This window comes from Ensifer sp. ENS11 (genome assembly GCF_014851895.1).
Taxonomy (GTDB): Bacteria; Pseudomonadota; Alphaproteobacteria; order Rhizobiales; family Rhizobiaceae; genus Ensifer; species Ensifer canadensis.
Genome location: NZ_JACVAN010000016.1, coordinates 25,610 through 42,148, shown reverse-complemented (window position 1 = coordinate 42,148; position 16,539 = coordinate 25,610). Strand labels below are relative to the sequence as shown.

Annotated in this window: 16 protein-coding genes; 3 read left to right on the top strand and 13 right to left on the bottom strand. The window is 63.8% G+C overall.

The genetic code is table 11. The features are described 5' to 3' along the window. Nucleotides 1–5: 5 nt before the first annotated feature. From IB264_RS24755 to IB264_RS24700, 12 genes are all read right to left on the bottom strand, one after another. Entirely contained in the window at nucleotides 6–869 is an 864-nt protein-coding gene (locus IB264_RS24755; RefSeq protein ID WP_256435871.1) for a MurR/RpiR family transcriptional regulator, read from the bottom strand. 107 nt (nucleotides 870–976) lie between these two features. Beyond that, nucleotides 977–1,855, bottom strand: coding sequence for a sugar phosphate isomerase/epimerase (locus IB264_RS24750; RefSeq protein WP_025431193.1), 879 nt, complete (start codon nucleotides 1,853–1,855; stop codon nucleotides 977–979). Nucleotides 1,856–1,874: 19 nt separating this feature from the next. After that, nucleotides 1,875–2,660, bottom strand: coding sequence for an SDR family NAD(P)-dependent oxidoreductase (locus IB264_RS24745; protein WP_025431194.1), 786 nt, complete (start codon nucleotides 2,658–2,660; stop codon nucleotides 1,875–1,877). Between the two features lie 4 nt (nucleotides 2,661–2,664). Next, nucleotides 2,665–3,987 carry an MBL fold metallo-hydrolase gene (locus IB264_RS24740; protein ID WP_025431195.1) on the bottom strand — a complete coding sequence of 441 codons (1,323 nt, stop codon included), beginning with the start codon at nucleotides 3,985–3,987 and terminating at the stop codon, nucleotides 2,665–2,667. Then, nucleotides 3,984–4,907 (bottom strand): phosphoglycerate dehydrogenase, encoded by a 924-nt coding sequence (locus tag IB264_RS24735; RefSeq protein WP_025431196.1) that lies wholly within the window; start codon nucleotides 4,905–4,907, stop codon nucleotides 3,984–3,986. The genes IB264_RS24740 and IB264_RS24735 overlap by 4 nt, the downstream gene beginning before the upstream one ends. 13 nt (nucleotides 4,908–4,920) lie before the next feature. Next, nucleotides 4,921–5,493, bottom strand: a complete 573-nt coding sequence (locus tag IB264_RS24730; RefSeq protein ID WP_018325461.1) for a glucose-6-phosphate isomerase — start codon at nucleotides 5,491–5,493, stop codon at nucleotides 4,921–4,923. A gap of 11 nt (nucleotides 5,494–5,504) precedes the next feature. Further along, complete coding sequence (locus IB264_RS24725; protein WP_025431197.1) at nucleotides 5,505–6,452, bottom strand: shikimate dehydrogenase; 948 nt, start codon at nucleotides 6,450–6,452, stop codon at nucleotides 5,505–5,507. Nucleotides 6,453–6,464: 12 nt separating this feature from the next. Further along, entirely contained in the window at nucleotides 6,465–7,964 is a 1,500-nt protein-coding gene (glpK, locus tag IB264_RS24720) for a glycerol kinase GlpK (RefSeq protein WP_025431198.1), read from the bottom strand. Nucleotides 7,965–7,984: 20 nt separating this feature from the next. Beyond that, nucleotides 7,985–9,034, bottom strand: a complete 1,050-nt coding sequence (locus IB264_RS24715) for a galactitol-1-phosphate 5-dehydrogenase (RefSeq protein WP_192434267.1) — start codon at nucleotides 9,032–9,034, stop codon at nucleotides 7,985–7,987. Continuing rightward, nucleotides 9,031–10,089: a zinc-dependent dehydrogenase gene (locus IB264_RS24710; protein WP_025431200.1), complete on the bottom strand. Its 1,059-nt coding sequence runs from the start codon at nucleotides 10,087–10,089 to the stop codon at nucleotides 9,031–9,033. The genes IB264_RS24715 and IB264_RS24710 overlap by 4 nt, the downstream gene beginning before the upstream one ends. 3 nt (nucleotides 10,090–10,092) lie before the next feature. Next, nucleotides 10,093–10,926: an SDR family oxidoreductase gene (locus tag IB264_RS24705; RefSeq protein ID WP_025431201.1), complete on the bottom strand. Its 834-nt coding sequence runs from the start codon at nucleotides 10,924–10,926 to the stop codon at nucleotides 10,093–10,095. Nucleotides 10,927–10,984: 58 nt separating this feature from the next. Then, a complete protein-coding gene (locus tag IB264_RS24700) occupies nucleotides 10,985–11,629 on the bottom strand; it encodes a bifunctional 4-hydroxy-2-oxoglutarate aldolase/2-dehydro-3-deoxy-phosphogluconate aldolase (RefSeq protein ID WP_025431202.1) in 645 nt (214 codons plus the stop codon). Nucleotides 11,630–11,822: 193 nt separating this feature from the next. On the opposite strand from IB264_RS24700, the gene IB264_RS24695 reads away from it, so the two are divergent. The 3 genes from IB264_RS24695 (at nucleotide 11,823) to IB264_RS24685 (ending at nucleotide 14,955) form a co-directional block, all read left to right on the top strand. Beyond that, nucleotides 11,823–12,458: an HAD family phosphatase gene (locus IB264_RS24695; RefSeq protein ID WP_025431203.1), complete on the top strand. Its 636-nt coding sequence runs from the start codon at nucleotides 11,823–11,825 to the stop codon at nucleotides 12,456–12,458. 148 nt (nucleotides 12,459–12,606) lie between these two features. After that, on the top strand, nucleotides 12,607–14,211 hold the full coding sequence (locus IB264_RS24690) for a GMC family oxidoreductase (RefSeq protein WP_192434265.1): 1,605 nt from the start codon (nucleotides 12,607–12,609) through the stop codon (nucleotides 14,209–14,211). 60 nt (nucleotides 14,212–14,271) lie between these two features. Then, on the top strand, nucleotides 14,272–14,955 hold the full coding sequence (locus tag IB264_RS24685; RefSeq protein ID WP_025431205.1) for a GntR family transcriptional regulator: 684 nt from the start codon (nucleotides 14,272–14,274) through the stop codon (nucleotides 14,953–14,955). Nucleotides 14,956–14,958: 3 nt separating this feature from the next. Here the strand turns inward: IB264_RS24685 and IB264_RS24680 are convergent, their stop codons facing one another. After that, nucleotides 14,959–16,497, bottom strand: a complete 1,539-nt coding sequence (locus IB264_RS24680) for an aldehyde dehydrogenase (RefSeq protein ID WP_081789096.1) — start codon at nucleotides 16,495–16,497, stop codon at nucleotides 14,959–14,961. Nucleotides 16,498–16,539: the final 42 nt, after the last annotated feature.

The window sequence follows — 16,539 nt, the reverse complement described above, 5'->3', positions numbered from 1 at the left end:
TTCCTTCAGTAACGGGTCAGGGCGGTGACATCGGAGGTGCGCTCCAGCCCCTCCATTGCGCGGCCGAAATTGCGCACCGCATAGAGCGAGTAGAGCACGTCGATGACCTGCAACTGCGCGATCTTCGACACCATCGATTCATGGTATTCGCCCGGCCCGACGACACCGGTGACCGTGGGCGTGAAAAGGCAGATATCGGCGTGCCGGACGATTGGCGAGTCCGGGAAGGACGTGATCGCGAGCGTCGTCGCGCCCCGCAGTTTCGCCTGCTGGAGGCTGTCGACCGTCGAGATGGTGCGCCCGGAATTGGAGACGCCGATCGCCAGCGACTTGGGGCCGAGCGTCGAAGTGGAAATCTGCCGGATGCCGAGATCGCGGAAGAACAGGCAGCGCTTGCCCACCCGCATGAACCGGAGCAGCGCATTTTCCACACAAAGCAGCGAGGCGCCCATCGCGAAGAAACCGAGCACGTCCGCCTCCTCTATTGCAGCGACAGCGCGCTCCACCTCCCCTTCGGCAAGCCCTGCCCGCGTGTCGGACACCGTCATCGCATAGCGGGCAGCCACCTTGGACAGCACCGAGGCAACGTCGTCCTCATCGGTGATGTCTTCATAGACATGGCGTTCCAACGGCGGCTGGGAAACCGCCGTGCCCTGCGACAATTCCTCGGCGATGAGGATCTTGAACTGCTGGAAGCTCGGAACCTCGATTTCGCGCACGAAGCGGGTCACGGTCGATTCCGACACGTCGCATTGCAACGCCAGATCCTTGATGGATATCGACTTTATCTCCTCGGGCGCTTTCAATACCCTGTCCGCGATCCGGCGCAGTGCGGGGTTCATGTACCCCGCCTTCCATCGAATCCGCATGAGGATGGATTGCCTGTTGTCCGTTGAGCTCTCCATCGGCCCATCACTCCGGTTGCGTCGTCGCAATTCTATAACCGGCAACGAAGAGAAAATGAAATTCTTTTTTGTTACCAGACGGTGCATCCGGCCCGTGCGCTTGCCCGCGCCACGCGCAAGACGTCGTAGGCGGCCTTCGCCGCCACGAGCGAATCCCGCCACGCCTCCCGCCACAAGCGCACCCCGCCGACCAATCCTTCACCGAGCATTTTGGAGGAAAAGGCCTCGACCGTCAGGTCTCCGCGATAGCCGGCCGATTCCAGCGCGCGGCAATAGCCAAGCACGTCGAAATGCCCGCCGCCGAGCAGGCCACGGTTGCTGTCGGCGACATGGGCATAGCCGAGCAGGGAGGCGTTGCGGTGGATCGCAGCCGCGATATCGCCCTCCTCGATATTCATGTGGAACGTATCCATGTGGATGAAGAGATTCGAACCGCCGGACGCGCGGATCAGGTCCGCCGCCTCGTCCAGCGTGTTGACGAGATAGCTCTCGTAGCGATTGACCGGCTCGAGACCGAGACGCACGCCAAGTTCGCCGGCGCGCCGGTCGAGACGGGCAAGGCTTGCCGCGACCTGAGTGCGCTGCGCTTTCGTGGCCGGCGCCGAATAGTTGGCGAAGGCCGCATAGGTGATGCCGGAGACGGCGGGCGCCTCCAGCTCCGCGGCGATATCCAGGCAGCGGGCGACGCTGGCCTCGCCCCGCGCGGCGATGTCCGGATCGCTAGAGGCGATATCCGCGTCGAGGCCGAGCGCCATGCCGAGGCGGAGCTCCAGCCCCGCCTCCCGCGCTGCCCGCTTGGTCAGCGGAATGTCGAGGTCGGCCGGGTCGAACAGCAGCACCTCGATCAGTTCGAAGCCGATCTCGGCGGCCGCGCGGCAGCTCGCCTCCGCTGCCGCGGGCGACCAGTCATCGGTGAAGACAAGACTGTGGATGCCGAGTTTGCCGCTCATGTCTTCCTCCCTCAAACCATCAGCCGAAAATCGAGCGGATAGTGCCGCCGTCGGCGCGGTGGCAGAGACCGTTCATCGCCTGGTTCGTCATCAACTGCACGACGCCGCGCCCGTGCATCGCCGGATCGATCAGCTTCTGCGTGAGGTTTGACGGCTGGACGTCGCGGTAGAAATCGGCAAGCGCCTGCTCCACCGTCTTGCCCTGCTGGACGGCGAGGTCGGCGAAATAGGTCTCGACCGATTCCGTCGCCGTGCTGCCGGGCATGTAGCTGTTCACCCGAACATTGGTGCCGCGCGTCAATTCGGCGAGCGAACGGCTGAGGCCGAGCATGGCCGTCTTCGTGGTCGAATAGGGCACCATGTTGCCGATTGAACGGATCGCCGCTTCCGAAGAGATGAAGACGATGCTGCCATCGTTGCGCGCCAGCATGTCCTTCATGACGATGCGGGAGATGCGGATCGCCGTCATCAGGTTGTGCTGGAAATACTCCATCCAGCGCTCGTCGCTGACCTCGAAGAAGTCGTTGACGTCGAAAACGCCGATATTGTTGACAAGGAAGGAGACCGGGCCGAGCTTGCCGGCGAAGTCTGAAAGCCGTGTCGCGCCCTCCGCCGCCATCAGGTCGGCAACGACGCCGTGGGCGCGCGGGCCGATGGAGGCGCAGGCCTTGTCCAGTTTGGCCTGATCGCGGCCGTTGATGACGACGACCGCGCCTTCGTCATGGAAAGTCTTGGCGATGGCATAGCCGATGCCGGTTGCGCCGCCTGTCACGATGGCGATCTTGCCGTTTATCCCGAAATCCATGGTCCTATTTCCTCTCCCTGTTAATCGTGCAGCCCGCGCGGGCGAACTGCGCAAGCCGGTCGCAGGCTGTCTTGATCTGATCGAAGACGGCCTCGAAGGTCGCGCGGGGTTCGCCCCACGGGTCGATGATGCTGGTTTCCTCGCCGGGCGCCGCGAATGCGCCGAGCCGCCCGATCCGCGCCCTGCCCGTCGCAGGTTGCAGTGCGCGGATCGCCGCCATGTTGTGATCGTCCATGCCGAGGATCAAGTCGAATTCCTCGAAGTCTGTCTCTTGGATTTGGCGCGCAACCAGCGTGTTGAGACCGATGCCCTGGCCCGCCGCCACCGAGATCGTCTCGCCATGCGGTGGCTTGCCGACGTTCCAGTCCATGATGGCGGCACTGTCGATCCGATGCCCCGGCAAGGCGGCGCGCAGGATGCCGTCGGCCGTCGGCGATCGGCAGATATTGCCGCGGCAGACGATCAGCACCGACAGAGGCGCACGGACGATCGGGGGAATGCGATACGCCGTATCCACCTCGACAAGAAGCACGTCTGCGCGCGGTGATAGACCGGCGAGGCGCCGCGCGCCGTCGAAGGGATCGAGCGTGTTGAAATCGAAAAGCCCGAAATGGTGGCCGAGCATGGCGCGCGCGCCGATCGCGTCGGCAAGCGCCACCGCCTCTTCGAGCGTCAGGTTGCCGGGCACGCCGTTTTCCGCGCGCTCCGCGTCGCGGCCGTTGACCGGCAGCAGGGTAAGATCGACGCGAAACGGCATCAGCCATTCCGCAAGGCCGGGAAACGGGATCGTATCACCGGAATGCCAGAGCGTGACGCCACCGCCGGTGAGCACGTAGCCGAGAAACAGGTAGCCGTCTTCCGTTCTGCGCAGGTCTTCATGCGCCGCAGGGGTGGCGGTCGCCCACACGCCGCCGAGATCGACGGTTTCCCCTGCATCGATCAGCACGAGCCGGTCCTCGGGCGTGCCCCGTTCGATGGCGCGCGCGCGCTCCGCTCGGGGCGCCAGGACGCGGGCACCGGGATTGGCGGCAAGCAGGGCCGGGATCGTGCCGGGGTCCATGTGGTCCGTATGGCCGTGGGTGCAGAGCAGCCAGTCGATGCCGGTCAGCGCGCCGGGCGCAATGACCGGCGGCATCATGCGGGTGTGCGGAAAACGTGTGCCGCGGTATTTCTCCGCAAGAAAATCCGAGAGATAAGCATCGATGACGATACGCAATCCGCCTTGTGCGATCAGGAAACCCGCCTGCCCGAGCCAGGCCAGCGTTGCGCCGTCGCCTGTCTCGAGGCGGTCGACGCCAGCAAGGGGGCGGGTCTCCAAGTTCGTCATGGGCACACCAGGTTCTTCAGGAGATTATCGACGGCGACGCTGGTGGCGCGGTCGACGCTCTCTTCGGTAAAACCGCCGGCATGGGGCGTGAGGATGACGCGTTCGTGGCTCAGCAGCGCCGAGGCTACGGGCGGCTCCTTGTGGAAGACATCAGTCGCCAGCGTGGAAACCTGTCCGCTTTCGAGTGCTGCCAGCATGGCACCGTCCTCGATGAGCTCGGCACGCGCCGTGTTGACCACGATGACGCCCTTGCGCATCTGCCCCAGCATCGCCGCGTCGAGGATGGGCCTTTCCCCGGGCGGGCAATGGAAGCTGACGGCGTCCGCATCGCGGAGCACCTCCTCCAGGCCTGCGTAGCGGAAGCCGGCGCGCACGAACCGGGGATCGGGATAGGGATCGTAGCCCACGACCTCCATGCCGAGGCCGAGTGCCATGTCGATCACCTCTCGGCCGATCGCGCCGCAGCCGACGACCGCGAGCGCGCGGCCCTTTACTTCGCAACCGATGCGCCGGCGCCATTCTCCCTGGCTGAGGTGCTGGTGCGACCAGGGAATATGGCGCGAGGCAGCAAGCAGAAGGCCGATGGCAAGCTCCGCCACACCGCGGGCATTGGCGCCCGTTGCCCGCTCGACCGTTATCCCGCGGGCCTGCGCCTCCGGAATGTCAATATTGTCGACGCCCGTGCCGTTGCGGCTGATGACCCGCAGGCCGCTTGCCGCATCAAGCACGCGCACGCTGATCGGCTCGACGCCGGCAAGCCAGCCGACGCAACCCGGAATGCTGCGAAGCAGGTCCTCCTCCGAGGGCATCCGGCCCGGCGCCGGATAGACGATTTCGAACCCCCGCTCCATCAGGCGCGACAGGACAGGATGGCCCGCGCCGGACAGCGAACGGGGCGTGACTGCGATCTTACCGGTCATCGTGCTTGCCCGCTCAGCCGTTCCAGCGGGGATTGTCGATGACGGTCGGCTTGCCGTCACGTTCGACCATCAGCTTGCGGAAACCCTTGCTCTCGATCGTGCCGTAGTCGTGGCCCGCATTGCCCGGAAAGGCGAAGAAGGTGACGAGCGGCTCGGTCGGATGCACGTTGATCGAGCGGTGCGCCCAGCGGCCGGGCACGTAGACGGCCTTGCCCGGCAGGAACTCCAGCCATTGCGTCTCGCCTTCCGGCGTTTCCATCATCATGTAGCCATGGCCGCGAAGGCAGTAGTAGACCTCGGCGGTGTCGATGACCGTGTGAAAATGGCCCTTGGTCATGTGATACTCGTCGCCCACCTTGCCCGGATAGGTGATCGACGTGCCGTAGGCGACGTCCTTCTCGCTGTCGGGAACGCCCATGTCGTAGAATTCGTAGAGCAGGCTGTCGCCCTTGGCGAGCTCAGCATCGAAGGCCGCCTCGTCGTGGAACATGCCCTTCATCTTGGAGAGCGTGCGGCGGATCGGCTCGCGGGTCGAGCTCAGGCCGTTGTTGAGGTTGAATTCGTGCAGGCTTGGCAAAACGGTCATGTCTGTTCCTTTCAGGCTGTGGCGTCGCGGGCGATGCGGCTCAGTTCGTCGAAGTCCGGCCCGGACATGGGGATGTCGATGTCGAAGACTTCCGCGATCACGCGGGTCCAGCCATGGATGAAGTAGACCCATCCATCGTGGACTATGAGGTTGCGATCCCTGGCCGCGGCGCGTGCCTGATCGAGGAAGACGAGGTCGCCGCGATAATTGAATTCCCAGACGAGACCGTCCCTTGGGAACCGCACCGCGTCAGTGAGCGGCGAGCCCGGGCCGTCCTTGCCGAGACCGGTCGCGTTGACCACCATGGAGCCCGGCGGAAGGGCGGCGACCACCGCGTCCGCCTCCGCCGGCGTTGGCGCAAGGCAGTATTCGATGGGAATGGAAAAACCGATCTCGCCATGCACATGACGCATCTCGGCCAGCGAAGCCTCCCGCCGCGCCGTCACGACGATCCGCTGTGGCGTGTCGCCCCCGGCACGTTTCTTGTTGTGCAGGTAGAGCGACAGGGCGAGCGAGGAGCCGCCGGCGCCGAGGATGCAGAGCGTCGCCCCTGTCGCGGCCCAGTGCCCTTCCGACGCAATCGCCTCGAAACTCGCGCCAGCGGTGATCGGGTCCTTGGCGTGGCCGGCCAGACGCTGACCGCGTTTGGAGATCGAGCTGATCTCGTGCAAGGTTTCGGCATAGGGATCGAGGTCGTCGAACAGGTCGCGCGACGCCTTCAGCAGGTTCACCTTGTGGGTCGTCACCAGCGCGCCGAGCGACAGCGGATCGCGCTTGATGAACGCCACGGCGCCGCGATAGGCTGATGGCTCCGAGTTCGGCGCGAAATCGACGCCCTTCATCTCGGCATCCAGGCCGAGATGGGTCGACCACGCCGGAAAGACCTTCATGATCGAGGACTTGCCGGTGGTAACGCCGATGAAATACATCGTGCGCCGGCTTGCTGGTGTGTAAGTCATGACAGACGTTCCCTAGTCGTGTTCGGCCCAGTCCCGCGACCGGTCCACGGTGCGGCACCAGCCTCGGTAAAGCGTATCCGCCATCGCCCGTTCGACAGACGGCGTGAACTCCCTGTCCAGCGCGAAGGCGGTGTGAAGTTCAGCCTTGTCCTTCCAGTAGCCGACGGCAAGGCCTGCGAGGAACGCAGCACCCCGCGCGGTCGTGTCGATGACCTTCGGACGCATCACACGCACGCCCAGCTGGTCGGCCTGGAACTGCAGGACGAAGTTGTTCATCGCGGCACCGCCATCCACCTTCAGTTCCGCGAGCGCGATGCCGGAATCGGCCTCCATGCGGTCGATGACGTCGCGAATCTGGTAGGCCATGGATTCCAGCGAGGCACGGATGAGATGGTTACGGTTGGCCCCGCGGGTGATGCCAACGATGGTGCCGCGGGCATATTGATCCCAGAACGGCGCGGAGAGGCCGGTAAAGGCGGGGACGATGTAGACGCCATTGGTATCCGGCACGTCCATCGCCGCAGCTTCCGTCTCCGACGCGCTGTGGATGATCTTCAATTCGTCGCGCAGCCACTGCACCACCGAGCCGACGGAAAACAGGGTGCCTTCAAGGGCATATTCGAGTTCACCGCCGAGCCGCCAGGCGACTGTGGTCAACAGGCCGTTGTCGGAGGAGCGGATTTGGTTTCCAGTGTTCATCAGCAGCGTGCCGCCGGTTCCGTAGGTGGCCTTGACCATGCCCGTCTGGAAGCAGGACTGGCCGAAGAGCGCCCCCTGTTGGTCACCGATCGATGAGGCGACAGGAACCTCTCCGCCGAAAAGATCCGGATCGGTGAGACCGTAGACGTCTGAGGAGTCGCGCACTTCGGGTAGGATCGCGCGGGGCACGTTGAGTTCTTCAAGCAGACGCTCGTCCCAGTCGCCTGTCCGGATGTTGAACAGCAGCGTGCGCGAAGCGTTGGAGGCATCCGTTACATGGGCGCGGCCACCGGTCAGGTTCCAGATGAGCCAGGTATCGATGGTGCCGGCGGCAAGTTCGCCACGCTCGGCACGGCGGCGGGCGCCCGGCGTGTTGTCGAGGATCCAAGCGAGCTTTGTGCCAGAGAAGTATGCGTCGATGACGAGGCCGGTATTCTCCTTCACATAGGGTTCGAGCCCCCTCGCCTTCAGTTGGTCGCAGATGCCGGCGGTGCGCCGGTCCTGCCAGACGAGGGCATTGTGCAGCGGCACGCCGGTCTTACGGTCCCAGATCAGGCAGGTCTCGCGCTGGTTGGTGATGCCGATGGCGGCCACCTCGGCAGCGGATATGTCAGCGTTGTGCATCACCTCGCGGGCAACGGAAAGCTGGGTCGCCCAGATCTCGTTGGCATCGTGCTCTACCCAGCCGGGCCGCGGATAGATCTGCCGGAACTCGCGCTGCGCGAGCGAGACGATGTTGCCTCCCCGATCGAAAAGGATGGCCCTTGCACTGGACGTTCCCTCGTCCATTGCCATGACATAACGCTCAACCATTCGTTCCTCCCCCGCATGCGTCAATCGTTCGGCTTGAACAGGATCTTGTGATACCTGCCGAAGCTGCGGTCCTTCAGTGCCTTGAAAATGGACGGCGCCTCCTCAAGCGTCGCCCGGTGGGTAATCAGCGGCTCGACCGTCAGGCGGCCGTCGCCAAGCAAACCAATGATGTCAAACCATTCCTTGCCGGGGAACGGCAAGGAATAGGAATTCCACGAGCCGATCACCTGCAATTCTTCGCGCACGATCTTGGCGAAAGCCTTTTCCGCGAAGGTGACGTCGCCATAGGCGGTGCCATAGAGCATGACGGCGCCCTGCTTGGCCGCGACCATGATCGAAAGATCCCGCCCCGGCGCGGACCCCGCGCATTCCAGCGACACGGCAACCCCACGCCCACCCGTAGCCTCACGGACGCGGGCGAGCACGTCGTCGCGCGTCGGGTTGAGGCAGAGATCGGCGCCGATGCTGCGCGCAAGCTCCAGCTTGTCGTCGTCCACATCAACGGCGATCAACGGCCGTGCGCCGGAAAGCCTCGCAAACTGCAGGGCAAAATAGCCGAGCGCGCCGCAGCCGACCACCGCCACCGCATCGCCGAGCTTCAGGTCGAGCTTGTGGATGCCGTGCAGGATGATGGCCGCCGGTTCGATCGTCGCGGCAACCTCGTAGGACACGCTGTCGGGCACCTTCAGCACGTTCGTTGCAGGCCCGCAGAGATATTGCGCAAAGGCGCCGTCGCTGCGCGAGCCCATGAAATCGTAGTCGTCGCAGAGGTGGAATTTGCCGGCCTCACACCATTGGCATGTGCGGCACGGCATCAGCGGCGCCACCGCCACGCGGTCGCCCGGCTTGAGATGGGAGACGTCGGAACCGACCCGCTCCACCCTGCCTGAGAATTCGTGGCCCGGAATGGTTGGGAAACGATAGGTGCCGGTCGTCATGACACGGCCGATATCCGAGCCGCAGATGCCGGCGGCCTTCACCTCGACGAGAACTTCGTCCGGTCCGATCTCCGGCACAGGCACGTCCTCGACGCGCAGATCCCCCGGTGCATGCAATACAGCCGCCTTCATTGCAGGCTCTCCTCCTGAGGATAAATGATGGTCTTCATGCCCTTGCCCGAAAGCGCATGATCGAAGGCGTCAACAGCGTCCGCCATGCCGAAGCGATGGGTGACGACGTCGGTCACGCGGATCTTGCCGGTTTCCACCAGCTTCAGCGCCCGGGCATAGTCCTCGATGCTCGACCCGGTCGAGCCAAGCAGCTTCAGGCCCCAATAGTGCACCTTGTTGGTGTCGAGTTCGACCTTGGTTCCCTTGTTGAGGCCGGAGAAGAAATTCATGCGGCCGAGACGGGCAAGGCAGGCGATCGCCTGCACCTGAAGCTCGGGCGCCGGCGCGCAGGTGAGCGCGACATCGACGCCACGGCCACCCGTCAGCCTAAGCACCTCCTCCACCACATCGACCCGGCTCGAATCCACAGTATCGGTCGCACCCTGCGGCGCGATTTCCGCCAGACGTTCCGCCCTTCGGCCGACCACGATGACCTGCCTTGCACCGTAGGCTTTCGCCAGTTGCAGGAACAGGCCGGCGATCGGACCCGTGCCGAGGATGAGGACGCGGTCCTCCGGCGTCACGACAAGGTCTTTCCAGGCGTTGAAGCAGCAGGAGAGCGGTTCGACCAGCGAGGCCTCCTCGTAGCTCATGCCGGCCGGTATCTCGAAGAGGTTGCCGCCGTAAAGGGCCTTGGCCGTGACGGTCATGTATTGCTGGAACCCGCCGTCGATATCGATGCCGAAGGCCTCGTAGTCGGGGCACATATTATTGAGCCCGCGGCGGCACATCTCGCAATGGCCGCAGCCGATGTTCGGCACCGCCGAAACCCGCTGCCCCTTCTTCCAATGCCCGACATGCCGGCCGACCTCAACGATTTCCCCGGCAAGCTCATGGCCGAGAACACGCGTGTCGTTTTCGCCGACACGGAAATGGCCGCCGCGAAGGACTTTCAGGTCCGTGCCGCAGATCGAGGCTGCGAAAACGCGGATCAGAACCTCGTCATCCCGCAGCACCGGACGCGGGCGCTCTTCCAGAGCGATCCGGCCCTTGCCCTGATACACGGCGGCCTTCATGGCTTATACCTCCATCCCGTAGCGGTGCACCTTGTGGGTCGGGTAGAGCGAGATGGTCGGGATGGTGACGTCAGGCGTGCGGGTCGCGACATAGAGGGCGAGCCAGGCGACGTTGTCGACATCGATGCAGGAAGCATGGATGCCTTCCTTGATTTCCTTCTCGTCGAGCCAGCCGTCGACATAGGCTTCCAGATTGCCGTCGTAGAGGCCCTGGTCGATGATCTCGGTCATCGGCGTCTTCACGTGGCTTGGATTGAGAACGGTGACGCCGATCTTCTTGTCCTTGCCTTCGAGGAGAATGTTTTTCGAGAAGCCCAGCATGCCGTGCTTGGAGGCGCGGTAGGGGCTGTGGCCAGGGCCGGAGGCAACACGGGTCGACGAGGAGCCCATATTGATGATGCGTCCGCCCTCGGCCTGCTGTTCCATATAGATGAAGGCTTCGCGGCAGCAGAGGAAGACAGCCGTCAGGTTCGGGCCGATTGTCTTGTTCCATTCCTCCAGCGTCACGCGGGTGACCGGCGGGGCAAGGCTGTCGCGCCCCGCGGAGTTGACGACGACATCGACGGAACCGAACGCCTCATGCACCTGCTTGAAGAACGCGCGGACCGTCTCCTCCTCGCAAACGTCGGCGTAGATCGGTAGCACCGTACCGCCCTCAGCTTTGATCTCGCCGGCGACACGCGTCAGGCGCTCCCGATCGAAATCGATCATGGCGACCTTTGCGCCGTTCTGGGCGTAGATGCGGGCGACGGCTTCGCCGATCCCGGACGCTGCACCGGTGATGATGCAGGATTTCCCCTTGAGGGATAGCCCCTCCGACAGGGTGTTGCTGGGCATTGGAACCTCCGTTTTTGTGCCCCTCTCGAGGCGCGTTCAGATTATCGATGAAACCGTTTCAGGCCCTTCGGGCGAGGCCGACGGCCACCCCTGTCAGCCTCGAAATTTCGTCAAACCGTCCCTCCCGGACGAGTTTTGCATCCACCATCCAGGACCCGCCGCAGGCGAGAACCGCAGGAAGAGCGAGGTAGTTCGCCAGATTTGCGGGACCGATGCCGCCCGTCGGCACGAAGCGCATGGCCGGATAAGGGCCTGTCAACGCCTTGAGGAAGGGCACGCCGCCGCTCGGCTCGGCGGGGAAGAATTTGACCGCCTCCAGCCCGAAAGACATGGCCTGCTCGACGCCGGTCGGATTGTTGATGCCGGGCACGATCGGAAGACCCAGTGCTTGTGCAGCAGCGACGATCGCGGGATTAAAGCCCGGTGTGACAATGAATTGCGCGCCTGACGCCGCGGCCATTTTGAGCTGCTCGCCCGTCAGAACCGTGCCGGCGCCCAGCAGCATGTTGGGAACCTCGGCGCGGATGCGCCGCAGCGATTCTGCCGCAGCCCCCGTGCGGAAAGTCACCTCCGCTACCGGCAATCCGCCCTCGACCAGCGCACGGGCCAGGGGCACCGCGTCTTCGGCTCGCTCCAGCACGACGACGGGCAAGATGCGCGCCGCCGCAATCCGGGCAACAACGTCCGCTCCAGTCAAATTCATGCGTCCCTCCAATCGAATTTCCTACCGTGACCAACAGATAGAATGAAATTCGTTATTGCACAATACCGAAAAAAATGATTTTTATTTTTTGCGTCGGCGATCGAGAGAAATCCCGCCCGGACGCGCCACACCGCCTGCAAAGGCGGCCTCGCCGGACACCGTTCCGGCTTCTCTTGGAAAGCGACATCGACATATGATCAAAGCAGTCTTGTGGGACATGGATGGCACGCTCGTCGACAGCGAGGACATCGCGGTCGAGGCCTTGGGATGCGCCATGGCGGAAACAGGCTTGCTGCCTCCCCCGGATCTCAAGGAGCGGGTCGTCGGCCGCTCGGCCGACGAAATCTACGACATCATCGTGCGGGATTTCGGGCTCGAAGCCGATCCGCTGATATGGGAGCAGCGCAAGCATCACCACTATTTCCGCGCGTCGGAGCGGCTGAGGGGTTATGAGGATGCCGTCGAGACCTGGCACCGCCTCGCGGCCGCCGGCATAGGGCAGGCCGTGGTCTCCAACAGCGACCGCGCCATTGTCGACGTGAACCTCCGCGCAGCCGGGCTGGTGCGGCCGGGGCTCGTGACCGTCGCGCGCAACGACGTCCGCCTCGGCAAGCCGCATCCGGAGGGCTATTTCCGGGCGGCCTACCTGCTAGGCGTCGAGCCCAGCGAATGCCTGATCGTGGAAGACAGCGGCAGTGGTGCTGCCGCAGCGCTGGCGGCCGACATCGAAACGGTTTTCGTGCCGCACAGCCACAGTGCCCCGCCGGAAGGCGTGTTTTGGCTGTCCTCGATGACGGAGCTTGAGAGCCGCGTTCTCCGCACGCAATGAAGGCACGTCCCATTGGGGCAACGTGTGCCCCCTGCTCCCATCGCCCATTTGATCCGAAAAGTAGCCAAGCTTCACCCCAACACATTGACGGCGCTTCGCAAGATCAATAGATATATGATATATGATAATAACGACCTGGGAGGAAAAAATGGTGGATTATGTTGTGGTCGGGGGCGGCTCGGCGGGCAGTGCGCTGGCCGGTCGTCTGGCGCTCGGCAATGTCGGCAAAGTGCTGGTGATCGAGGCCGGCCCGCGCGATAGCAATCCGCTGATCCACATTCCGGCCGGCTTCGTGAAGCTGCTCGATTCCGACCTTCTCTATCACTACAAGACGGAGGCGCAGCCGGCCCTGAACGACCGCGCGCCCGTGATGCCACAGGGTGCGGTACTGGGCGGTGGCGGCTCGGTCAATGCGGCGATCTACATTCGCGGCCAGCGCCGCGACTATGACGACTGGGCACGGCTCGGCGCCGACGGCTGGGGCTACAGCGACGTCCTGCCCTATTTCCGTCGGGCGGAAGACAATGACCGGCTTTCCGACGCCTATCATGGCATCGGCGGTCCGCTCGGTGTTTCGGACCTCCGGCAGGTGAGCGATCTGACGCGGGCCTTCGTGCGCAGCGCCCAGGAAGCCGGCATTCCCTACACCCCGGATTTCAACGGCACGCGCCAGCGCGGCGTCGGCTTCAACCAGACGACGACCCGCAATGGCCGCCGATGCAGCGCTGCCGTCGGCTATATGCGACCGGCCATGAAATCCGGAAATCTCGAGATCCGCACGGGCTGCCTCGTCACACGCATCCTCTTCGAAGGCGACCGCGCAAGCGGGGTCGAATATGTCCGCAACGGCAAGATCGAGACGGTTCAGGCCGACAAGGAGGTCATCCTTGCCGGCGGCGCGGTCCAGACACCCAAGCTCCTGATGCTGTCCGGCATCGGCCCGGAATCGGAACTGCGTCGGCACGGCATTGCCGTAAAACACCGCCTGGAAGGCGTCGGCCAGAACCTCCAGGATCATCTCGAGTTTCCGGCCATCCGGTTCTGCACCGGGCGATACGGCTACTACGGTGAGGACAGCTTCTTCCGCTCCGTCAAAAACGGGCTGCAATACCTGCTCTTCAAGTCCGGGCCGGTCATGTCGAATGTGACGGAGGCCTGCGCCTTCATGAATGTCGACGACATGGAGGCCGAACCGAACATCCAAATGCATTTCGTCCCCATCGTCTTCATGGATAGCGACCAGGAGCAGGTGAAACGCGCCGGCGCCACCGTGAACCCTTGCGTGCTCAGGCCAGAAAGCCGTGGCGAGATCCGGCTGAAGTCCACCGATCCCGCCGCTCACCCGCTGGTCGATCCGCGCTACCTCACGGCGCCGGAGGACATGCGGCTTTCCATCAAGGCGCTGAAACTCGCCCGCAGCATCCTCGCGCAACCCTCCTTCGCCGGCTTCGTCGAGGATGGCGAGGCCTATCCCGGTAAGGCTGTCGACGACGATGCGGCGCTCGGTGCCTATATCCGCTCCAAGGGCAAGACGGTCTATCACCCGGTCGGCACCTGCCGGATGGGCCGCGACGCGATGTCGGTGGTCGATCCGGAACTCCGCGTGCACGGCCTGCGCAATCTACGAGTTGTGGACAACTCCATCATGCCCACACTGATTTCGGGCAATACGAATGCGACAGCGATAATGATCGGAGAGAAGGCTTCAGATATCTTGCGTGGGCTGGAGCCGCTTGCGCCATCGAACGCTTGATGCGCATGTGTCGGGCTGGCGCCTGAACGCCAGATTCGCGGAAACGTCACAGGTCGTCGGATGAGCCAGTTACCGAAAATCAACAAGGGAAATCTCTCCGAGCAGGTCTACAGCACCATTCGCTCATCCCTGATGGACGGACGATACGAACCCGGCGAACGGTTGACGATCGCAAGCCTTGCGGACCAGCTCGGCGTTTCCATCACGCCGGTCCGTGAGGCGATCTTCCGTCTCGTCACCGAGCGCGCGCTGGAGATGCGCGCTGCGACCTCCATTCAGGTCCGCAGCCTCACACCTTCCGAACTGCGCGAAATCCAGGTGATCCGCCACCACCTCGAGGGCGAGGCGGCAGCGCAGGCGGCTGTAAAGATATCGGCAAAAAGCCTTGCGGCACTCGAAGCCCTGCAGGCCGATTTCACCACTGCCGCCGCCAGCGACCCGTTGGAAGCCTCGCGCGTCAACCGCGAGTTCCATTTCAAGCTCGCCGAGGCGGCGGGAATGCCGATGCTCTATGCGACCATTGAAGGCATGTGGGCGCAGATGGGGCCGCTTATCCATCTCTATCACCTCCACACTCCTCCCCGCGTCCTCGTCAGCGGCAAACATGGCCACTATGACGTGCTTCGGGCGCTTGCTGCGCGCGACGCGGACGGTGCACGGCGCGCCATCCAGGCCGATATAGGCGTGGGCGTCGTAATGGTCGACTGGCTGGAAGCGAAAGGGGCGGCCGAAGCCGCCCCGTGAGGATCAAAGCTCGATCCACGTGGTCTTGAGTTCCGTGTACTTGTCGAGCGCGTGCAGCGACTTGTCGCGCCCGTTGCCGGATTGCTTGAACCCGCCGAAGGGAACTGTAGCGTCGCCGTGGTCGTAGCAGTTCACCCAGACCGTACCGGCCCGGAGCTTGCGCGCGATCTTGTGCGCCCGTGACAGGTCGCGCGTCCAGACGGCAGCGGCAAGGCCGTAGGACGTATCGTTCGCCACGCGCACGGCTTCCTCGTCGTCCTCCACCGTGATGGTGGAAAGGACAGGACCAAAAATCTCCTCGCGGGCAATGGTCATGTCATTACTGACATCGGCAAAGATCGTCGGGTTGAGATAGTAGCCATCCGGCGTATCGCCCGGCCGGTCGCCGCCCAGAACAAGCCGCGCGCCTTCCGCCTTGCCTTTGGCGATGTAGCCTTCGACGCGGTCACGATGGCTGCTTTCCACCAGTGCGCCGAGTTTCGTCGCGGGATCGAGCGGATCGCCGGGGCGGATCGATTTCGCTGTCTCGACGACGATGTCAAGGAACTGCTCCTGGATGCGCCTGGAGAGGATCAGGCGCGACGGCGCGACGCAAACTTCCCCCTGGTTGAAGCAGATCGCCGTTGCCGCACGCTCCGCCGCGACCCGCAATTCGGGAACGTCATCAAGGATGATGTTCGGCGACTTGCCGCCACATTCGAGGAAGACGCGCTTCATGTTCGACTGGCCGGCATATTGCAGGAACAGTTTTCCTACTTCGCCCGACCCGGTGAAGGCGAGGCAATCGACATCCATGTGCATGCCGAGCGCCTTGCCCGCCGTCGGGCCGAAGCCGGGCACTACGTTGAAGACGCCGTCCGGAATGCCCGCTTCGGACGCAAGCTCCGCCAACCGGATCGCCGTCAGCGGCGATTGCTCCGCCGGTTTCAGCACGACGGAATTGCCCATGGCGAGCGCCGGCGCGAATTTCCACGTCGCCATCAGCATGGGGAAATTCCACGGCACGACCGCGCCGACAACGCCGATCGGCTCGCGCGTGATCATCGCGAGTTGACCGGGACCGGTGGGCGCAATCTCGTCATAGAGCTTGTCGGGGCACTCGGCATACCATTGCAACGTGTCGAGCACGACGTTCACGTCGATGTTGCGGCTTTCGGAAACTGGCTTGCCCATATCGAGCGTTTCGAGCACGGCGAGCTCGTCCATGTGTTTTTCGAATAGCGCGGCGAAGCGTTGGAGCACCTTCTTTCGCTCCTTTGGCGACCGGTCGCGCCAGACGCCCGCCTCGAAGGCGCGCCGCCCTGCCTTCACCGCGCGATTGATATCTTCCGCATCGCCGGCCGCGACGCGCGCGATCGCCTTGCCGTCGCGCGGTGAGATGTCGTCGAACGTCTCCCCCGATGCCGCATCGACGAAACGGCCGTCGATGAAGGCCTGCCCCCTGATGGCAAGCCGGCTCCGAATGGCCGCCACATCCGACTTTGTCAGTGCAAGATTCACGTCGCTCCTCCATTTTTGTAAGTGACATATATCATATATCATGTTAGATCGCCTCATCGCAAGCACTTGTTGCCGGTCGATCGG